The sequence below is a fragment of the Streptomyces sp. NPDC091280 genome, from assembly GCF_044768565.1.
In the GTDB taxonomy this organism is placed as follows: Bacteria; Actinomycetota; Actinomycetes; order Streptomycetales; family Streptomycetaceae; genus Streptomyces.
In genome coordinates this window covers 21,638-36,341 of record NZ_JBIVUZ010000026.1, presented here as the reverse complement: position 1 = coordinate 36,341, position 14,704 = coordinate 21,638, and the positions used below count along the sequence as shown (strand labels likewise).

Below are 14,704 nucleotides of genomic sequence, written 5' to 3'. Positions count from 1 at the left end.
CTGTCCATACTGCCGAGTGCGTCATCCACTCACAGACCGACCATCGCCGCCACCGCCCCAGCGGACGCGAGCACCGTCAGCAACGCCTGTGAGTCCACGAGGAGTTCGCGGAGCCGCTCACGGCGGGTGCGGCCCGCCGTGCCCGTGCTGACGATCTCCACCTCCGTGTCCGCGAGTTCCGCGTCCAGCGCCACGGTCGCCTCGTCGGACCGCACCCGCCGCAGGTCGTTCCGCAACTCCCGTACCGCTGCGAGAAGTTGCTCCGTGGCCTCGTCCCGGGCGGGCGCCGCGTGCCGGTGGGTCTCCGCGCGCGCCTGGTGCCCGATGGCGAAGTTGCTGCCGTGCACGTCGCCGATCGTGACGCGTGGCTGGTCAGCATCCGAGGTGGTCATGTGGTGTCCGGTCCCTTCTGCGGCACCTGGCCGCCGGTGGTAGTACTGGCCGCAGTCGTACTGGCGGAGGCCCGCTCACCGATGGCGAAGTTGGAGCCCTCCACGGAGTCGATATTCACTCCGCCGTTGCTGATGTTGACGATCTTCTGAACGAACTCGCCGGTCTGGTAACCGGCTTCGGCCAACGCGATGCGCACACCGTGCGAGACCCGGTCCTGCACGCTCCTCAAGTACCGGTCCACGTCCATCTCCTGGAACAGCGAGCCCGAGGGCGCCGATCCGAGTTCACGCACCGACAGCGCGGGACCTTCCGGCAGTGCGCCCGCGTAGCCGCCGGTGAGCAACCGCCAGCCGTACGCCACGGTCCGGCCCAGCGTGACGACGGCGGTCACGATGGCGCGCGGCACCTGCGGCACGGTCGCGGCGGCCTTGCCGATCAGGTGGTTGTGGCGAAAGCGGTGGGCTACACGGTCCGCGTCCTTGAAGTCCTCGCGGACCGGTTGCAGGACGTGCGGGGCGATCTCCAGCATGAGCATGCGGCCCTGGGTATGGATGCGTACGAAGACCGTGACGACCAGTTCCTCGTCCCAGCCGCCGACCCGTACCCGCAGAAAGTGCCGTCGCTTCTCGGCGCCCTCCTCCACCGCGCGCTCCCGGTGCGTCGCGAAGACCTCGTCTCCGTAGGGGGCCATCTCTCGCCGCCGCAGCCCCTCGACCGGCAGGAACACGCACTCGTCGATCTCCAGGCGGCGCAGCCGGTCGCGCACCGGGTGCTGCGCGAACTCCGAGGACTCCCGCAACTGTTCGAGCAGCGGCCGGATCGTCTCCAGGACCGAGCGATTGCAGATGGGGCGCTTCGTCTTCATGCCGTCGGGCCGCAGTTCGACGGCGAGGACCCAGGTGTCGTGGGGGGTGCCCGCGCCGCAGAATGGATGGGCCTCCCGATACATGATCAGCGGCGCGTGCTGTTCGGTCCGGATCCGCTCGGCGAGTCGCTGGGAACGCCCGCTGCCGCCGCGGTAGGCGGGGTCGGCGACTGCGTCGGCGAAGCCCTTGTGAGACAGTTCCGCGCCCAGCGCCCGGGTGACCTGACTGCGCTGTGCGGTGATGCTCGCGACGACGAGCACCAGGACGAAGATGGTGAGCCACGCGCCCAGGGCGCCGGGCCCGTTCGAGGACGAGTGCGCGCCGAAGAAGCCGCCGAGGAAACCGAGCGCCGGATTGCTGATCGACGGCGCGCTCTGTGTCGGGTAGCCCGCGGAGTCGTACGTCGTCCCTGCGGACGAGGAAGCGGCGGACTTGCCGGTAAAGGCGTCGGCGAGCGTCACAACCAGGACACCGAGAAGGAAGAATCGGCCTGACCACCGCAGATAGAAGACGATCCAGCGGCGCACCAGTGTCGGCCGTTCGGCCCGTCCCCTGGCCTTGTTCGCCATGGCCAGCATGAGGCTGGGCAGCAGGAAGAGGAGCAACCAGAAGTCGGTGACCAGCGTTCCGACCACCCACAGACCGACGATCGCCCCGGACCAGGCCAGGTCCAGACGCCGAGCACGCAGGGCGTGCGCGAGAACGCGGGCGGCGTCGAACCCAGACGAAGGCGCCACGATCCGCTGTTCGTTGACATACAGCTCGTCGATCACGCGGTCGCGGTAGAGCGGGTCCAGATAGGCCCCCGCGCACAGCAGCCGGGTCGACTCAGTGGCGTACGACGGCGTGGCAGCCCGGGGCTGCTGTGGTTGGTGCGGCTGTTGCGGCATGAATGCGGTACTCACACCATCCCCCGATGGTAAAGCCGGGCGAAAACGCCCTCTGTGATCTGACTGAGCATCACGATAGCGAATGCATCGACACCGTAACCGATTTGTACATATCTGACCCCGACGTACACGGATGCGGCCACTACTACTGACCACGGCACCGGATCTGGTCAGCTCCCGCTCCACGGGCAGTACGCGCCGGAGTACCAACTCCCCTTGAACGCGAGTGGCACCCCCGGCCGGGTGGGCTCGCCGCCGACGTCCACACTGTCTGCACGGAGCTGCAGGCCAGCTCGAATTCACCCGACGCATCACCCAGCGCCACCAACTCGGCTATCTTCAGCTCCCGGACGGTCAGGGTGGCCAGCCGCTCAGCGAGTTCGGCGCGGTCCGGGGAGCTGTACGGAACCTCGGAGCCGCCATTGGGCGGACGTAGACACCATGCTGATCCCCTCGGCACCGCTCCAGAACGTGATCCGGCAGGCGACGGAGAGCGCCGCACAGCGCAGGACGCCCGGTAGGCCGCGAACCTCGCGGCGGTGCAGCAGTTCCATGCCCAGAGGAGCATCTCTTGGTCCCTTGCAAGCACATCGAAGCGATCACCGTGGGCAGTGACGGGGGCAGGGAGAGTTGCGTTCGAGCATGCAGAACATGGAGAGCCCTTTTCAAGCTGTGGTGCCTGTCCGCGAGTTGGACTGCCCTGCGCAACGACGAAGCTCCTGGTAGACGGGTTCTCGACCAAGATCACCCGTGTCCGCCAGGAGCTTCGCGTGCTTGTCTACCCGTCCTCGATTGACCTGTCCAGCCGCATCCTGCGGTTCCTGACCGGACAATTGGCAGCCCGGCGGCAGGAGATCGGAACGCGGTGGCGGCGCCTTCCCGCCGCACGTCAGGCACTGCTCGCCCTGGCCCATCTACGGTGCGGTGACACCTACACCCAGCTCGCTGCCGGGTTCGGCATCGGGATCGCGACCGTCTACCGCTACATACGTGAAGCTGTCGAGGCCCTGGCCGCCCTCGCCCCGTCCCTGACCGAGGCGATGAAGACGATCCGGACGAAGGCGTTCGTGATCCTCGACGGCACCCTGCTGCCGATCGACCGCATCGCCGCCGGCACCCCGTACTACTCAGGGAAACACAAACGCCACGGCATGAACGTCCAGGTCCTCACCGATCCATTCGGACGGCTGCTCTGGGCCTCGTCGGCTCTGCCCGGCTCGACTCACGACCTGACCGCCGCGCGGCAGCACGCCATCATCGAAGCCCTCGCCGATGCGGGACTCAAATGCTGGGCGGACAAGGCATACCAAGGCACCGGCGGACCCGTCCGCGTACCGTTTCGGGGCCGCCGCCTCAAGCGATGGAAGCGTCGCCACAACACCACCCACGCCAAGATCCGCTGCCTCAGTGAGCGGGCCATGGCCACCATCAAGGGCTGGCGCCTCCTGCGGAAGCTCCGCTGCAGCACCAACCGAATCACCAACGTAGTGCAGGCCGTCCTCGTCCTTCACCACGCATCAGCGTGAGGTTGGAAAAGGCTCGATGTCCGAACGCATGGCGTCAGCCACCTTTCTTCGTCCGTTCTTCGTCGGCGCAAGGCCAACCGCACGGCGGAGGACCGGCGCGTCATACGGGGACCCGCCCCGCGTCCCCGCTGCCGCGGGCGACCTGGTGGTGGAGGTCGGTGAGGGCGGCGACGTAGATCTCCGAGAAGGTCGGGAACGGCTGGATGGTGTCGCGCAGTACCTCCAGCGGGACCCGGGCGCGGACGGCCAGGGTCGCCTGTTGCAGCCACTCCCCCGCCTCCGGACCCAGCGCCTGGGCGCCGGTGATCGTCCGGCCGTCGCTGAGCAGCGTCAGGAAGCCCACGGCGTCGGCGTAGGCGCGGGTGTAGGCGGCGGTCTTGGCCACCTCGGAGATGGGGACCGTGGCCCTGAAGCGTGCCTCGGTCGCTCCCACGGCCGCCGCCTGTGGGTCGGTGTAGACCACCCGAGGTACGGCCGTGTAGTCGGCATCCCGGGGGTGGCCGAGGATGTTGTCGGCGACGACCTCGCCCTGGTACTTGCCGACGTGGGTGAGCATCCACAGGCCGGTCGCGTCGCCGACGACCCAGAGCCGTTCCGCGGCGCGCAGGCGGCTGTCGACAGGGATGCCTCTGTCGGTGGGGCTGACGCCGACCGTTTCGAGGCCCAGGTCGTGGGTCCGGGGGCGGCGTCCGGTGGCCACCAGCAGCTTGTCGCCGCGCAGTTCACGCCCGTCGTCGAGGACCAGGACGTAGTCCTCGGCGTCCTGGCGGGCGGCGACGGCACGGCGGCCCAGTACGAGTTCGATGCCGTCGCGCCGCAGTGCTTCACCGAGGGCTCGGCCCAGTTGCGCGGGCTCACGCGGGAGCACGTGGTCGTCCTGGCCGATGAGCACCACCTCGCCGCCGAGACGCCGTACCGCCTGTGCCATCTCGACGCCGACTGGTCCGGCCCCCAGGACGAGCAGCCGCCTCGGGACCGCCTTCATACCGGTGACCTCGCGGTTGGTCCAGATGCCCGTCAGTTCACGGAGGCCGGGTACGGGAGGCACGACCGGCGAGGCGCCGGTGGCCAGGACGACGTGGTCGGCCGTGCAGCGGGTACCGGCCACCTCCACCGCGCCCGGTCCGGCGAGCCGTCCCGAACCCCGCAGCAGGTCGATGCCGTTGGCGGCCAGCCAGCGCTCCTGTCCGGCGTCGGAGTAGTCCGACACCATGAAGTCCCTCCAGGCCAGAGTCTGTTCGACGTCCACCTCGGCGGTGACGGCGGCCTCGCGTGCGCCCTGGACCGCCTCGCCCGGGCGCAGCAGGGTCTTGGAGGGGATGCACGCGAAGTACGAGCACTCCCCGCCGACCAACTCGCGCTCCACGAGCGCCACGCGCAGTCCGCCGGCCGCGAGGGCGCCCGCGCAATGCTCACCGGGTGAGCCGCCGCCGATCACGATGACGTCGTGGTCGTGCTTCATCCGTCCGCCTCCCGTCTGCGTCCCCCGTCCGCGTTTCCCCCTATGCCGTGTCCCGTGTCGCGTCGGCCCTGCCCCGTCACCATGTCTGGCCGCCGGCGCGGATCAGCATCTCGTTGACGGCCACCTGGCGGTCCCGCGTGACGATGTAGCCGATCGCGTCCGCGATGTCGGCGGCCTGAAGTGGTTCGATGCCGCTGACCTGTCGGAGGACCGCGGTGCGGGTGGCTTCGCCGAGGTGGTGGACCAGTTCTGTCTGCACGGCGCCGGGTTCGACCACGCCGACGCGGACGCGCTCGACTAGGAGTTCCTGGCGCAGTGCCTCGGTGAAGCCGGTCAGGCCGAACTCGGGTACCAGGCGGTCCAGGAAACCCGCGAGGAGCTGGGGCGCCTGGACATCCTGGTCAACAATGCCGGAGTCATGCTCCTTGGCACGGCCCCTGCACACCACCGTCGAGGAGTGGGACCGGATGGTCGCGCTGAACGTGTCCGCGCTGCTGCACGTCACGCACGCCGCGGTCCCGCACCTGATCGACGCCGCCGCGACCTCCCCGCGGCAGGTGGCCGAGCTCGGGCTCGGTGATGGCGGCCTGCACCACCCGGGCCCGGCCGTCCTTCCGCTCGATGTCCTCGGCGAGCAGGCTCAGGCGCTCCCGGCGGCGGGCGACGAGTGCCACCGCCGCGCCCTCGTCGGCCAGCCTGCGCGCGGTCGCGGCACCGATGCCGCTGCTGGCGCCGGTGACGAGGGCGACGGCCCCGGCCAGTGCCCCGGCTGCCGGGGAGCTCATGTAGGCAGCTCGGTGCCGGCCTGTTCGCTCACCATGTAGCGCGCGTACCAGTCCGGCCAGTCCCGATCCTCCTCGCCGGTACGCGCCTCGTGCCCGCCGTGTGCGGCCGCTGCGCGGCGCAGCGCGCTCGCCAGGTCCGAGGCCGAGGCGAAGGCCGTCGTAGCGGGGTCCAAACGGCCCGGGAGCCTGGTGGTGATCTCCTGGAGCACCCAGCCGTTGCCGTCCGGATCGTTGAACGACAGGAACGAGCCGTAGCTGCTGCGCCGCGGGTCGGGGCCCGGCACACGGGCGTCGGTCCCGGCGTGGTGGAAGACCCCGCCGACGTCGTGGAACACGTCGCCGGGGTCCGCGCCGCGCTGCTTGAGTTCGTCGTGGGCGGCGTCGATGTCGTCGACGATCAGATGCAGGCCCTGGGCGGAGCCCGGTGTCTGCGACGTCACCGAGGTGCCGAAGATCACCGATGCCGGGGAGCCCGGCGGGGTCATCTGCACGACGCGGAAGTCCTCGCCGGTGGCGACGTCGGCGTCGAGCCGCCAGCCCAATGCCGCGTAGAAGTCCTTGGCCCGGTCCACGTCCGTCACCGGCACCACGACGACCTCAAGCTTCATGTCCATGGTTCACGCCTCCGCACTGGGACGAAAAGCCGACATCACGAGGCTCCTCCTCGCGCCCGGTGCTTCGCGCCAGGGACTCTCACTGGTCGTGCCGCTACTTCAGCAGCACCAACAGCCGCTCGGCGAGGACCGCGGCGGAGGCCGGGTTCTGTCCGGTGATGAGGTTGCGGTCCTCGACCATGTACGGCTTCCAGATCTCGCCGCGGCTGAACTCGACGCCGATCTTCTCCTTGAGCTCCGTCTCCAGCAGCCACGGCGCCCGGGAGGCAAGCCCGACGCCCTCTTCCTCCTCGTCGGTGAAGCAGGTGATCCGGTAGCCGGTGAAGGGGGACTTGCCGTGGATGCGGGTGGCCAGGATCGACGCGGGGCCGTGGCAGACGATCGCGAGGGGCTTGCCCGAGGCGAGCTGCGCCGTCAGGATCCGGCCCACGTCCGCGTCCAGCCACAGGTCGGACATCGGGCCGTGGCCGCCGGGCAGGTACACCGCGTCGTAGTCCTTGAGCCGGACGTCGGACAGTTGCAGCGGCCTGCGCATCACCTCGGCGGAGCGGATGATCTCCTCCAGTTCGAGGGCTCCCTGCTCGCCGCCCGCCATGGAGGGGCGCAGGCTCATCATGTCGACGTTGGGTGTCACACCGTTCGGGGTGGCGACCACGACCTCGTGTCCCGCGTCGGTAATCGCCTTGTACGGGGCCGCGAACTCCTCGGCCCAGTAGCCGGTCGCATACCTGGTGCCGTCCTTGAGGACCCAGTACGTCGCTCCGCTCACCACGAAAAGCACCTTCGCCATCACGACCACTCCTGCCGTCCGGGATCCGACTCCGTGTCGTAGGCACGGAACCGCTTGCACTCGTCACGCTCCCGCGCGAAGGCGTCCGGTCGCACCCGTGGGAAACCCTGGTCCTCACCGGCCCGCGGCCCTCCCACGCTCGATCCGTGCCAGGGCCCCCTCACATCCGGACATGATCAACAAAACCGTCCGTCCCGCACCTAGCGTGCGAATCATGGATCTCTCGCTTCGGACCCGTCCCTCGCCTCCCGCCGCCCGCGGGGCGACCCGCCCGCTCATCGGCCCCACCTGGTTCGCGGCGGTGATGGGCACAGGCATCGTCGCCAACGCGGCGGCGGCCCTGCCGCACGCCTTTCCCGAGCTGCGGGCGGCGGCCACGGTGGTGTGGGCGGGCGCCTGCGTGCTGCTGGTCGTGCTGGCCGCGCGCTACCTCGGGCAGCGGGCGATCCGTTCCCACGCCGCCGACCCGATGATGGCCCAGTTCTTCGGCGCGCCCCCGATGGCGCTGCTCACGGTGGGCGCCGGCGCACTCCTGCTGGGCAAGGACGTGATCGGGCTCGACGCGGCGGTGGGCGTGGACTGGGTGCTGTGGCTGACCGGCACCGCGCTCGGCCTGGTCACCGCCTGCACGGTGCCGTACCTCATGATCACGCGGCACCTCTTCGCCCCGGACGCGGCGTTCGGCGGCTGGCTGATGCCGGTGGTGGTGCCGATGGTCTCCGCCGCGACGGGCGCGCTGCTGGTCCCGCACACGCCTGCCGGGCAGCCGCGGCTCACCCTCCTGCTGGGCTACGCGATGCTCGGACTGGGCCTGGTCGCGACGCTGCTGATACTGGCCATGATCTACGGCCGCCTGGTGCACCACGAGGTGCCCACCGGAGCCACGGTGCCCACCGTGTGGATCGGTCTGGGCGCGCTGGGGCAGTCGGTGACGGCGCTCGGCGCGCTCGCCACGGTGGCACCGGCCGCACTGCCCGCGCCCTACGCCCGCGGTGCCGCGGTGTTCGCGCTGCTGGGCGGCATCGTGATGTGGGGCTTCGCCATGCTCTGGCTGACCCTCGCCGCGGGACTGACGGTACGGACGATCCGGGCCGGTCTGCCGTTCGCGCCGACGTGGTGGTCCTTCATCTTCCCGGTGGGTGCCTGCGTGACGGCCACCGGCGCCCTCGCCGCCCGCACCGGATCCGCACCGCTCGCCTGGACAACTACCTTGCTGTACGCGGCTCTTGTCCTGGCCTGGCTGGTGGTGGCGGGCCACTCGCTGCGGCACGCCGCCCGGCACGTGCGCCGTCCCGCCCGGCAGATCGTGGAGTGAGCTCCGGTGATTGCCGCATCGTGTGCCCGTAGGAATCGATCGTCCGGATCCGACCGCGCCGGGGACGCGAGGCGGCCGTCTGGCCCATACGGTGGAGTGAGCCTCCGAGCCTTTCCGGAGCCCACCTGCCCCCTCCACCCGCTCACCGAAGGGATCACGCGATGGATCCGGACATCGGCATCAGGGCCGCGATCGAGGAGCACTGGCGGGCGTCGGAGCGCGGCGACATCGAGGCCGAGCACGCCCTCTACGCCGTGGACGCGGTCCTGGACTACCCGCAGTCGGGAGAGCGCTTCCGCGGGCGCGCCTCGATCTCGGCGCAGCGAGGGGGACACGCCGCGGACCGGCACTTCACCCTCCGGCGGATCGTGGGCGGCGGCAATCTGTGGGTGAGCGAGTGCGTCATCACCTACGACGGGGTGCCCACCGTCTCGGTGAGCGTCATGGAGTTCGCCGACGGTCAAGTGGTGCACGAGACGCAGTACTTCGCCGACCCTTTCGTCGCGCCCGAGTCGCGGGCCGCGCTTGCCGAGCCGATGCCGGGTGGGGGCGAGACCGAGGCCTGACCGAGGCAGGACGCCTATCCGCCGTACCGGCCGGACGTCCGCCTCCGCCGATTACCGCGAAGTCCCGGCCGGTTCCGCGTCGTTCAGTAGCATGCCGGTCGTACGGAACCTTGCACGGAAGGCGCCTGGTGTGACGCCCAGGTGTCGCGCGAACGCGCGGCGCAGGGACTCGGACGAACCGAATCCTGTGCGGCGCGCCACCACCGCCATGGAGGCGTCGCTCGTCTCCAGCAGTCTCTGAGCGGCTTCAACCCGTACCTGTTCCACATACCTGCCCGGGGTCGTGCCCGCCTCCTCGTGAAAGAGCCGGGTCAGGTGGCGGACGCTGACGCCCGACCGTCGCGCCATCGCGGTCAGGCTGTGGTCGGCTCCCGGGTCCTCGACCACGGCATCCAGGATCCGCCGTAGCAACTCGTGCCACGTGTAGGGGACTTGAGAGCGGACGCTGAACTGGGACTGGCCTCCGGGACGTTGCATGAAGACGACCATGTCCTTGGCGACCGCCCGGGCGACCTCCGCGCCGTAGTGCTCCTCCACCAGCGCCAGGGACAGATCGATTCCGGCACTCACCCCGGCCGAGCTCATCATCTCGCCGTCGCGTACGAAGACCGCGTCGGGTTCGACCCACACGGACGGGTAGCGCAGGGCGAGTTGGCGCGTGAAGCGCCAGTGGGTCGTCGCCCGGCGGCCGTCGAGCAGGCCGGCTGCGGCCAGCAGGAACGCTCCCGTGCACACCGAGGCCGTACAGGCCGCTGTCCCGTTCAGGCGCCGCACCGCGTCCAGCAGGGCGTCGTCCTTGATCAGCGTCTCCCACTCGGGACCGCCCGGAATCAGCAGCACGTCCGAGGGTCCACGGACGTCGTCGACCGAGCGGTCGGCGCTGATGCGGGTCCCGGCCGAGGTGATCACGTCGGCCCCGTCCTCGGACACGATCTGCACGCGGTAGCGGGCGCCGAACTCGTTGGCCGTGGCGAACACCTCGATCGGGCCGGTCACGTCGAGCAGTCGCGCGCCGGGGAACACCAACACGGTGACGGTCAGCGGGTTCGTCCCAGAACGGTTGCCGTTCATCGGCTGCCTCCCAACCGTGCGGGCGGGCGCCCCGGACCGTCCGGGAGATCACGCCGGCCTGTCGACGGCGGCCCGATGCGCACAGCGCCCCGCACCCGCAATCCTTCGTCCGCGATCGCGACGGGCGCCACGACTTGTTCGCTCCCTGTTGGGAGACGCAGCCTCCCACCGCTCCTCAGTGGCCGGCGCTGCGGCCTCCGTCGACGTGCAAGGTCACGCCCGTCACGAAGGAGGCGGTCTCCAGGTAGCGGACGGCCTCGACGACGTCCTCGACCTCACCCATCCGCCCGAGCGGATGCCTCTTCGCGAGTTCCTCGTCGTACTCGCCCGGGTGCATCGGCGTTCGGATGATGCCCAGCGAAACCGCGTTGCTGCGGATGCCACGGGACGCGTACTCGATGGCGAGGGACCTGGTGGCGGACTGGAGGCCGCCCTTGGTCAGTGAGGCGAGCACCGAGGGTTCGGCGGAACTGGCGTAGTCGGCGAGGCTGGTGGTGATCTGGACGATGTGTCCGCCGCCCTGTCGGAGCATCTGCTCGACGGCGAGCTGGGTGATCCGGAAGAAGCCGGTCAGGTTGACGCCGATGATCGCTTCGTAATCCTCCCGTGTGTACTCGGTGAACGGTTTGCCGATGAAGAGGCCGGCGTTGTTGATCAGGGTGTCGATGCGTCCGAACCGCCCCGTCGCGGTGGCGGCGAGGCGCTCGGCCGTGGCGGGGTCGGCGATGTCGCCGCGCACGGTGAGGACGTCCGGGTCGTCGGAGGGTGGGATGGTGCGCGAGGTCGCGACGACCTGGTGGCCGAGCTTGCGGTAGGCGGCGACAAGACCGGCACCGATGCCCTGGGACGCACCGGTGATGACGGCGACCTTCTTGTCGGGGAGGTCCATGATCGGCTGCCTCGCTCGCGTTCTCGTTCTTCTGTGGAGCGGACCGGTTTCTCGCGCGGCGAGCGGTGGAGCGCCCGAGCGGGGGGACGGCGGCTCATCCACTGAGCCCCCGCTCCGGCGCGGACTCGTACGCGCTGCGGGGCAGGGCGTCACGGAGCTGTCTGCGGGAGGTGATCGACAGCTTGGTGAAGATCTTCCGCAGGTGCCACTCGACCGTCCGCGGGCTCAGGAACAGCCGGGAGCCCACCTCCGGGTTGGAGAAGCCGTCTCGCACGAGCAGCGCGATCTGTTTCTCCTGCGGCGTCAGTTCCTCCCCCGAGGACGTCTCCAGGCGGTGCTTGCGGATCGACTCCCCACTGGCCAGTAGTTCCCTGCGGGCTCGTTCGGCGAACGCCTCCATCCCGATGGCCGCGAACATCCTGTACGCGGTCCGCAGCTGCTCCCTGGCCTCGACGCGCCGGCGCTTGCGGCGCAGCCACTCGCCGTACAGCAGGTGGGTACGCGCGAGTTCGGGGCGCAGGTGCGTCCGGGACAGCCGTTCCATCGCCCCGCGGTAGAGGCCGTCGGCGGAGGCACCGTCGCTGAGCAGGGCCCGGCAGCGGGCCAGGATTCCCTGCGCCCAGTCGGTGTCGCACGGTGCTGCCGCATCCGTGAGGCCTTCCAGCGCCCCACCGGCGACCTCCGTGTCACCGACGCGTACGGCAGCCTCCACGAGCTCGGGCAGCACCCACACCGAGACCCACAGTTCGGGGATCCGGGCACTGCTCTGCGCGGCGGCCAGTGCCTGCTCGTAGCGGGCCAGGCCGTTGTAGAGCACGGCCGCCGACCACTGGGCCACGGTGACGCCCATCAGCTGGCCACTCGCGCCGGCTTCCTCGACCGTGGCCGAGACAAGGGGCTCGACGTCGGCGGTGCGGCCCCGCAGCGCACCGAGGCGCAGCTTGACGTGCGGGGCGATGGGAACACCGGTCGCCGCGGCAACGATGTCCGCCTCGTCGATGATCGCCTCGGCGCCGGCAAAGTTCCCGGTCCAGGTCGTGGCCATCCCCAACGACGCGAGACAGAAAGGGAGTTCGGTGAGGGCGCCTGCGGCGCGCGCCACGTCGACGGTCCGGCCGTACGTGGTGCGCATGGCCCGGTCGTCCCATACGGCCGCGCTGACACCGTTGGCCACCCAGCCCCACTTGAGCAGATCGCGTGCGGGCAGGTCGACGAGCGCGACGGCCGCACGCTCCAGGACCGGTACGGCGGCCGCCCGGCCGTCGGTGACCAGCAGCGCGTAGCCCTCGGTCACGAGATCGAGGGCATGGGGCGGTGCCGTCGACCGTGGCAGCCGCCGCATGGCCTCGGAGATCGCCGTGAGGCTGACGGCATCGGCGGCGATCAGCGCGGACGTGCCCCAGGCGAGCAGGTAGGTCTCGCGGGCGAGCTTCGCGTCGAACCGTTCGAGTCGTCGCGCGGCCGTGAGCAGTAGCGGTGGAGCCTCACGGTCGAGGCCCGCCGCAAAGGTGATCTGGCTGCGGACCAGGTCCGCCCGTACCCGCTGAAAGTCGCTTCGGGCGTGCTGGTCGGCGACGTCGACGTAGCGGCGGGCGGCGTCGAGGTCGCCCGCTTGGAGGCTGGCGTCCGCGGCCGCGACCGCGCGTTCGGCTCGCCGCGAGGCATCCACGGTGAGGACAACGGACCGCTGGAGGAACGCGGCGGCGGCTGCGAGGCCGCCCCGCGCCTGTGCCCGTCCGGCGGACCGTTCGAGCTCGGCGGCGACCGACTCGTCCGGGCCGGCCGTGGCGGACGCCAGGTGCCAGGCCCGGCGGTCCGGGTCCAGCCGCGGGTCGGTCGCCAGAGCCAGTGCCTGGTGCGCCGACCGGCGGTAGCTCTCCGTGGCCGACCGGTAAACGGCCGACCTGACCAGCGGGTGCCGGAAGGTGACGCGCAGGTCGAACGACAGCAGCCCGTCCGTGCCGTCGGCGAGTGCTTCCTCGGGTGTCACTCCGAGCCGGTCGGCGGCCCGCCACACCAGGGCGGGATCGCCGACGGGGTCGGCTGCGGCTATCAGCAGGAGCAGTCTGGTCTGTTCGGGCAGGTCCTCGATCCGACGCAGGAAACTCTGCTCGATCAGGCCGGGCACGGTGTCGGTGTTCAACAGGCCGAAGCCTCCGGCCAGTTGGGTCACCGAGAGGGAGCGGGGCAGTTCGAGGAGGGCGAGGGGGTTGCCCTGGGTCTCGGCCACGAACCGGCTGCTCACGTCGTGGTCGAGAGGGGTGTGCGTGACGGATTCAAGCAGGGTGTGCGCGGCCTCGTCCCGAAGTCCGGTGACTTCCAGGTCCGGCAGTCCGCGCAGTTCCGGGGCCCGTTCGCGGGCGCCGAAGACGAGGGCGATCGACTCCGCCATGAGGCGGCGGGCGACGAATCCCAGGGCCTGCGCCGAGGCGCGGTCCATCCAGTGGGCGTCGTCGACCAGGCACAGGAGTGGGCGCTTGCGCGACGCGTCGGACAGCAGACCGAGCACCGCCATGCCCACCAGGAAGCGGTCGGGCGGCGGTCCCGCGCGCATCCCGAAGACGGTCGAGAGTGCCCTGCACTGTGGGGCGGGCAGGTCCTCCAGGCGGTCGACCAGTGGCACGCAGAGCTGGTGCAGCGTCGCGAACGGCAGCTCCATTTCGGATTCGATGCCGACCGCGCGCAGCACGCGCAGGTCGCCCGGAGAGTCCGTCAGGTGTCCCAGCAGTGCCGACTTGCCGATGCCGGGCGGCCCGTGGATCACGAGTGCGCGGCTCTCTCCCGTACGGAGGACGTCGACGAGTCTGTCGAGGGCGGCGCACTCGGCCTCGCGTCCGAGCAGGCCGACCTTGTTCCCGCGTCCTGGTCCGTTCTCCAGACCTGCCACGGTTGCCCGCTTTCGTCGCAGTCGGCCCCCGCGCCACCTTTCACACGGTACAAGCAGAGCATGATGGCCGGAGTCCACGCCAGATAAAGCCCGGCCTGCCGCAGAGCCCTTTACCAGCCAGGTCGATATGTCCGTTTTTCCGCGGACGGTGCGGCACCGGTACGCCCTACCCCGTCCCGTCACGGTGACGCACCGCCGCAGACGATCCAGGTCCGACCGGTCACGGACCGGCCGTCCGGGCCGAGCAGGAACGCGGTCAGGCCTGCGATCTCCGCCGGGTCGATCAGGCGTCCCGGCGGCGGTGTCACCGGAGGGGTGCTATTACGTCCGCTGTCGCGGAGCATCGGGGTGCGTGTCGGGCCCGGAGCCACCACGTTCTCCGTCACGCGCCGCAGTGCGAGCTCCACTGCCCATGGCCGGGCGAGCGCCGACAGCGCGGCCTTGGTGGCGGCGTACCGGCTTTTGCCCGGTACGCCCGCCATGGTGCGGCTGCCGATCAGGACGACCCGGCCGCCGTCCCGCAGGCGACCGGTGAGCGAGTCCACCAGGACGCAGGCCGCCTGCACGTGTGCGCCGTCGTCCGCGGTGAGGCGGCCGAGCGGTGCCGTGCGCTGGAGTCCGGCGGCATGCGTGACGACGTCGACCGGGGC

Annotated in this window: 13 protein-coding genes and 1 pseudogene; 3 read left to right on the top strand and 11 right to left on the bottom strand. The window is 70.5% G+C overall.

Annotated features, from left to right (window positions below; all coding sequences use genetic code 11):
• Window positions 1–29: 29 nt before the first annotated feature.
• Both ACIQPR_RS47365 and ACIQPR_RS47360 read right to left on the bottom strand, forming a co-directional pair.
• Entirely contained in the window at window positions 30–392 is a 363-nt protein-coding gene (locus ACIQPR_RS47365; protein ID WP_403663452.1) for a hypothetical protein, read from the bottom strand.
• On the bottom strand, window positions 389–2,164 hold the full coding sequence (locus ACIQPR_RS47360; RefSeq protein WP_403663449.1) for a hypothetical protein: 1,776 nt from the start codon (window positions 2,162–2,164) through the stop codon (window positions 389–391). The genes ACIQPR_RS47365 and ACIQPR_RS47360 overlap by 4 nt, the downstream gene beginning before the upstream one ends.
• Window positions 2,165–2,919: 755 nt before the next feature.
• Between ACIQPR_RS47360 and ACIQPR_RS47355 the strand changes: the two genes are divergently transcribed.
• A complete protein-coding gene (locus ACIQPR_RS47355) occupies window positions 2,920–3,675 on the top strand; it encodes a transposase family protein (protein WP_403663578.1) in 756 nt (251 codons plus the stop codon).
• 100 nt (window positions 3,676–3,775) lie between these two features.
• Here the strand turns inward: ACIQPR_RS47355 and ACIQPR_RS47350 are convergent, their stop codons facing one another.
• The 5 genes from ACIQPR_RS47350 to ACIQPR_RS47330 form a co-directional block, all read right to left on the bottom strand.
• Window positions 3,776–5,137: a dihydrolipoyl dehydrogenase family protein gene (locus ACIQPR_RS47350; RefSeq protein ID WP_403663446.1), complete on the bottom strand. Its 1,362-nt coding sequence runs from the start codon at window positions 5,135–5,137 to the stop codon at window positions 3,776–3,778.
• 76 nt (window positions 5,138–5,213) lie between these two features.
• Window positions 5,214–5,585, bottom strand: coding sequence for a hypothetical protein (locus ACIQPR_RS47345; RefSeq protein WP_403663443.1), 372 nt, complete (start codon window positions 5,583–5,585; stop codon window positions 5,214–5,216).
• Entirely contained in the window at window positions 5,554–5,922 is a 369-nt protein-coding gene (locus tag ACIQPR_RS47340) for an SDR family NAD(P)-dependent oxidoreductase (protein ID WP_403663440.1), read from the bottom strand. Before ACIQPR_RS47340 ends, ACIQPR_RS47345 begins: the two co-directional genes overlap by 32 nt.
• Window positions 5,919–6,536 carry a VOC family protein gene (locus ACIQPR_RS47335; protein ID WP_403663437.1) on the bottom strand — a complete coding sequence of 206 codons (618 nt, stop codon included), beginning with the start codon at window positions 6,534–6,536 and terminating at the stop codon, window positions 5,919–5,921. Before ACIQPR_RS47335 ends, ACIQPR_RS47340 begins: the two co-directional genes overlap by 4 nt.
• Before the next feature lie 94 nt (window positions 6,537–6,630).
• Entirely contained in the window at window positions 6,631–7,326 is a 696-nt protein-coding gene (locus ACIQPR_RS47330) for a type 1 glutamine amidotransferase domain-containing protein (RefSeq protein WP_403663434.1), read from the bottom strand.
• Window positions 7,327–7,540: 214 nt separating this feature from the next.
• On the opposite strand from ACIQPR_RS47330, the gene ACIQPR_RS47325 reads away from it, so the two are divergent.
• Window positions 7,541–8,641: a TDT family transporter gene (locus ACIQPR_RS47325; RefSeq protein ID WP_403663431.1), complete on the top strand. Its 1,101-nt coding sequence runs from the start codon at window positions 7,541–7,543 to the stop codon at window positions 8,639–8,641.
• 161 nt (window positions 8,642–8,802) lie between these two features.
• Window positions 8,803–9,207: a nuclear transport factor 2 family protein gene (locus ACIQPR_RS47320; protein WP_403663428.1), complete on the top strand. Its 405-nt coding sequence runs from the start codon at window positions 8,803–8,805 to the stop codon at window positions 9,205–9,207.
• 51 nt (window positions 9,208–9,258) lie between these two features.
• Here the strand turns inward: ACIQPR_RS47320 and ACIQPR_RS47315 are convergent, their stop codons facing one another.
• The 4 genes and pseudogenes from ACIQPR_RS47315 to ACIQPR_RS47300 form a co-directional block, all read right to left on the bottom strand.
• Complete coding sequence (locus ACIQPR_RS47315) at window positions 9,259–10,278, bottom strand: GlxA family transcriptional regulator (RefSeq protein ID WP_403663425.1); 1,020 nt, start codon at window positions 10,276–10,278, stop codon at window positions 9,259–9,261.
• A gap of 175 nt (window positions 10,279–10,453) precedes the next feature.
• Window positions 10,454–11,167 (bottom strand): SDR family NAD(P)-dependent oxidoreductase, encoded by a 714-nt coding sequence (locus ACIQPR_RS47310; RefSeq protein ID WP_403663422.1) that lies wholly within the window; start codon window positions 11,165–11,167, stop codon window positions 10,454–10,456.
• A 94-nt stretch (window positions 11,168–11,261) separates the two neighbouring features.
• The gene (locus ACIQPR_RS47305) at window positions 11,262–14,054 is read right to left on the bottom strand and encodes an AAA family ATPase (protein ID WP_403663419.1); all 2,793 of its coding nucleotides are present in this window, start codon (window positions 14,052–14,054) and stop codon (window positions 11,262–11,264) included.
• Between the two features lie 179 nt (window positions 14,055–14,233).
• A pseudogene (locus tag ACIQPR_RS47300) lies at window positions 14,234–14,689 on the bottom strand (SDR family NAD(P)-dependent oxidoreductase); the annotation flags it as partial.
• Between the last annotated feature and the right edge of the window lie 15 nt (window positions 14,690–14,704).

Excerpts from the sequence above, each read along its gene's own strand:
- ACIQPR_RS47365 (WP_403663452.1), bottom strand. The coding sequence starts at position 392 with ATGACCACCTCGGATGCTGACCAGCCACGCGTCACGATCGGCGACGTG.
- ACIQPR_RS47350 (WP_403663446.1), bottom strand. The coding sequence starts at position 5,137 with ATGAAGCACGACCACGACGTCATCGTGATCGGCGGCGGCTCACCCGGT.
- ACIQPR_RS47340 (WP_403663440.1), bottom strand. The coding sequence starts at position 5,922 with ATGAGCTCCCCGGCAGCCGGGGCACTGGCCGGGGCCGTCGCCCTCGTC.
- ACIQPR_RS47335 (WP_403663437.1), bottom strand. The coding sequence starts at position 6,536 with ATGGACATGAAGCTTGAGGTCGTCGTGGTGCCGGTGACGGACGTGGAC.
- ACIQPR_RS47330 (WP_403663434.1), bottom strand. The coding sequence starts at position 7,326 with ATGGCGAAGGTGCTTTTCGTGGTGAGCGGAGCGACGTACTGGGTCCTC.
- ACIQPR_RS47325 (WP_403663431.1), top strand. The coding sequence starts at position 7,541 with ATGGATCTCTCGCTTCGGACCCGTCCCTCGCCTCCCGCCGCCCGCGGG.
- ACIQPR_RS47320 (WP_403663428.1), top strand. The coding sequence starts at position 8,803 with ATGGATCCGGACATCGGCATCAGGGCCGCGATCGAGGAGCACTGGCGG.
- ACIQPR_RS47315 (WP_403663425.1), bottom strand. The coding sequence starts at position 10,278 with ATGAACGGCAACCGTTCTGGGACGAACCCGCTGACCGTCACCGTGTTG.
- ACIQPR_RS47310 (WP_403663422.1), bottom strand. The coding sequence starts at position 11,167 with ATGGACCTCCCCGACAAGAAGGTCGCCGTCATCACCGGTGCGTCCCAG.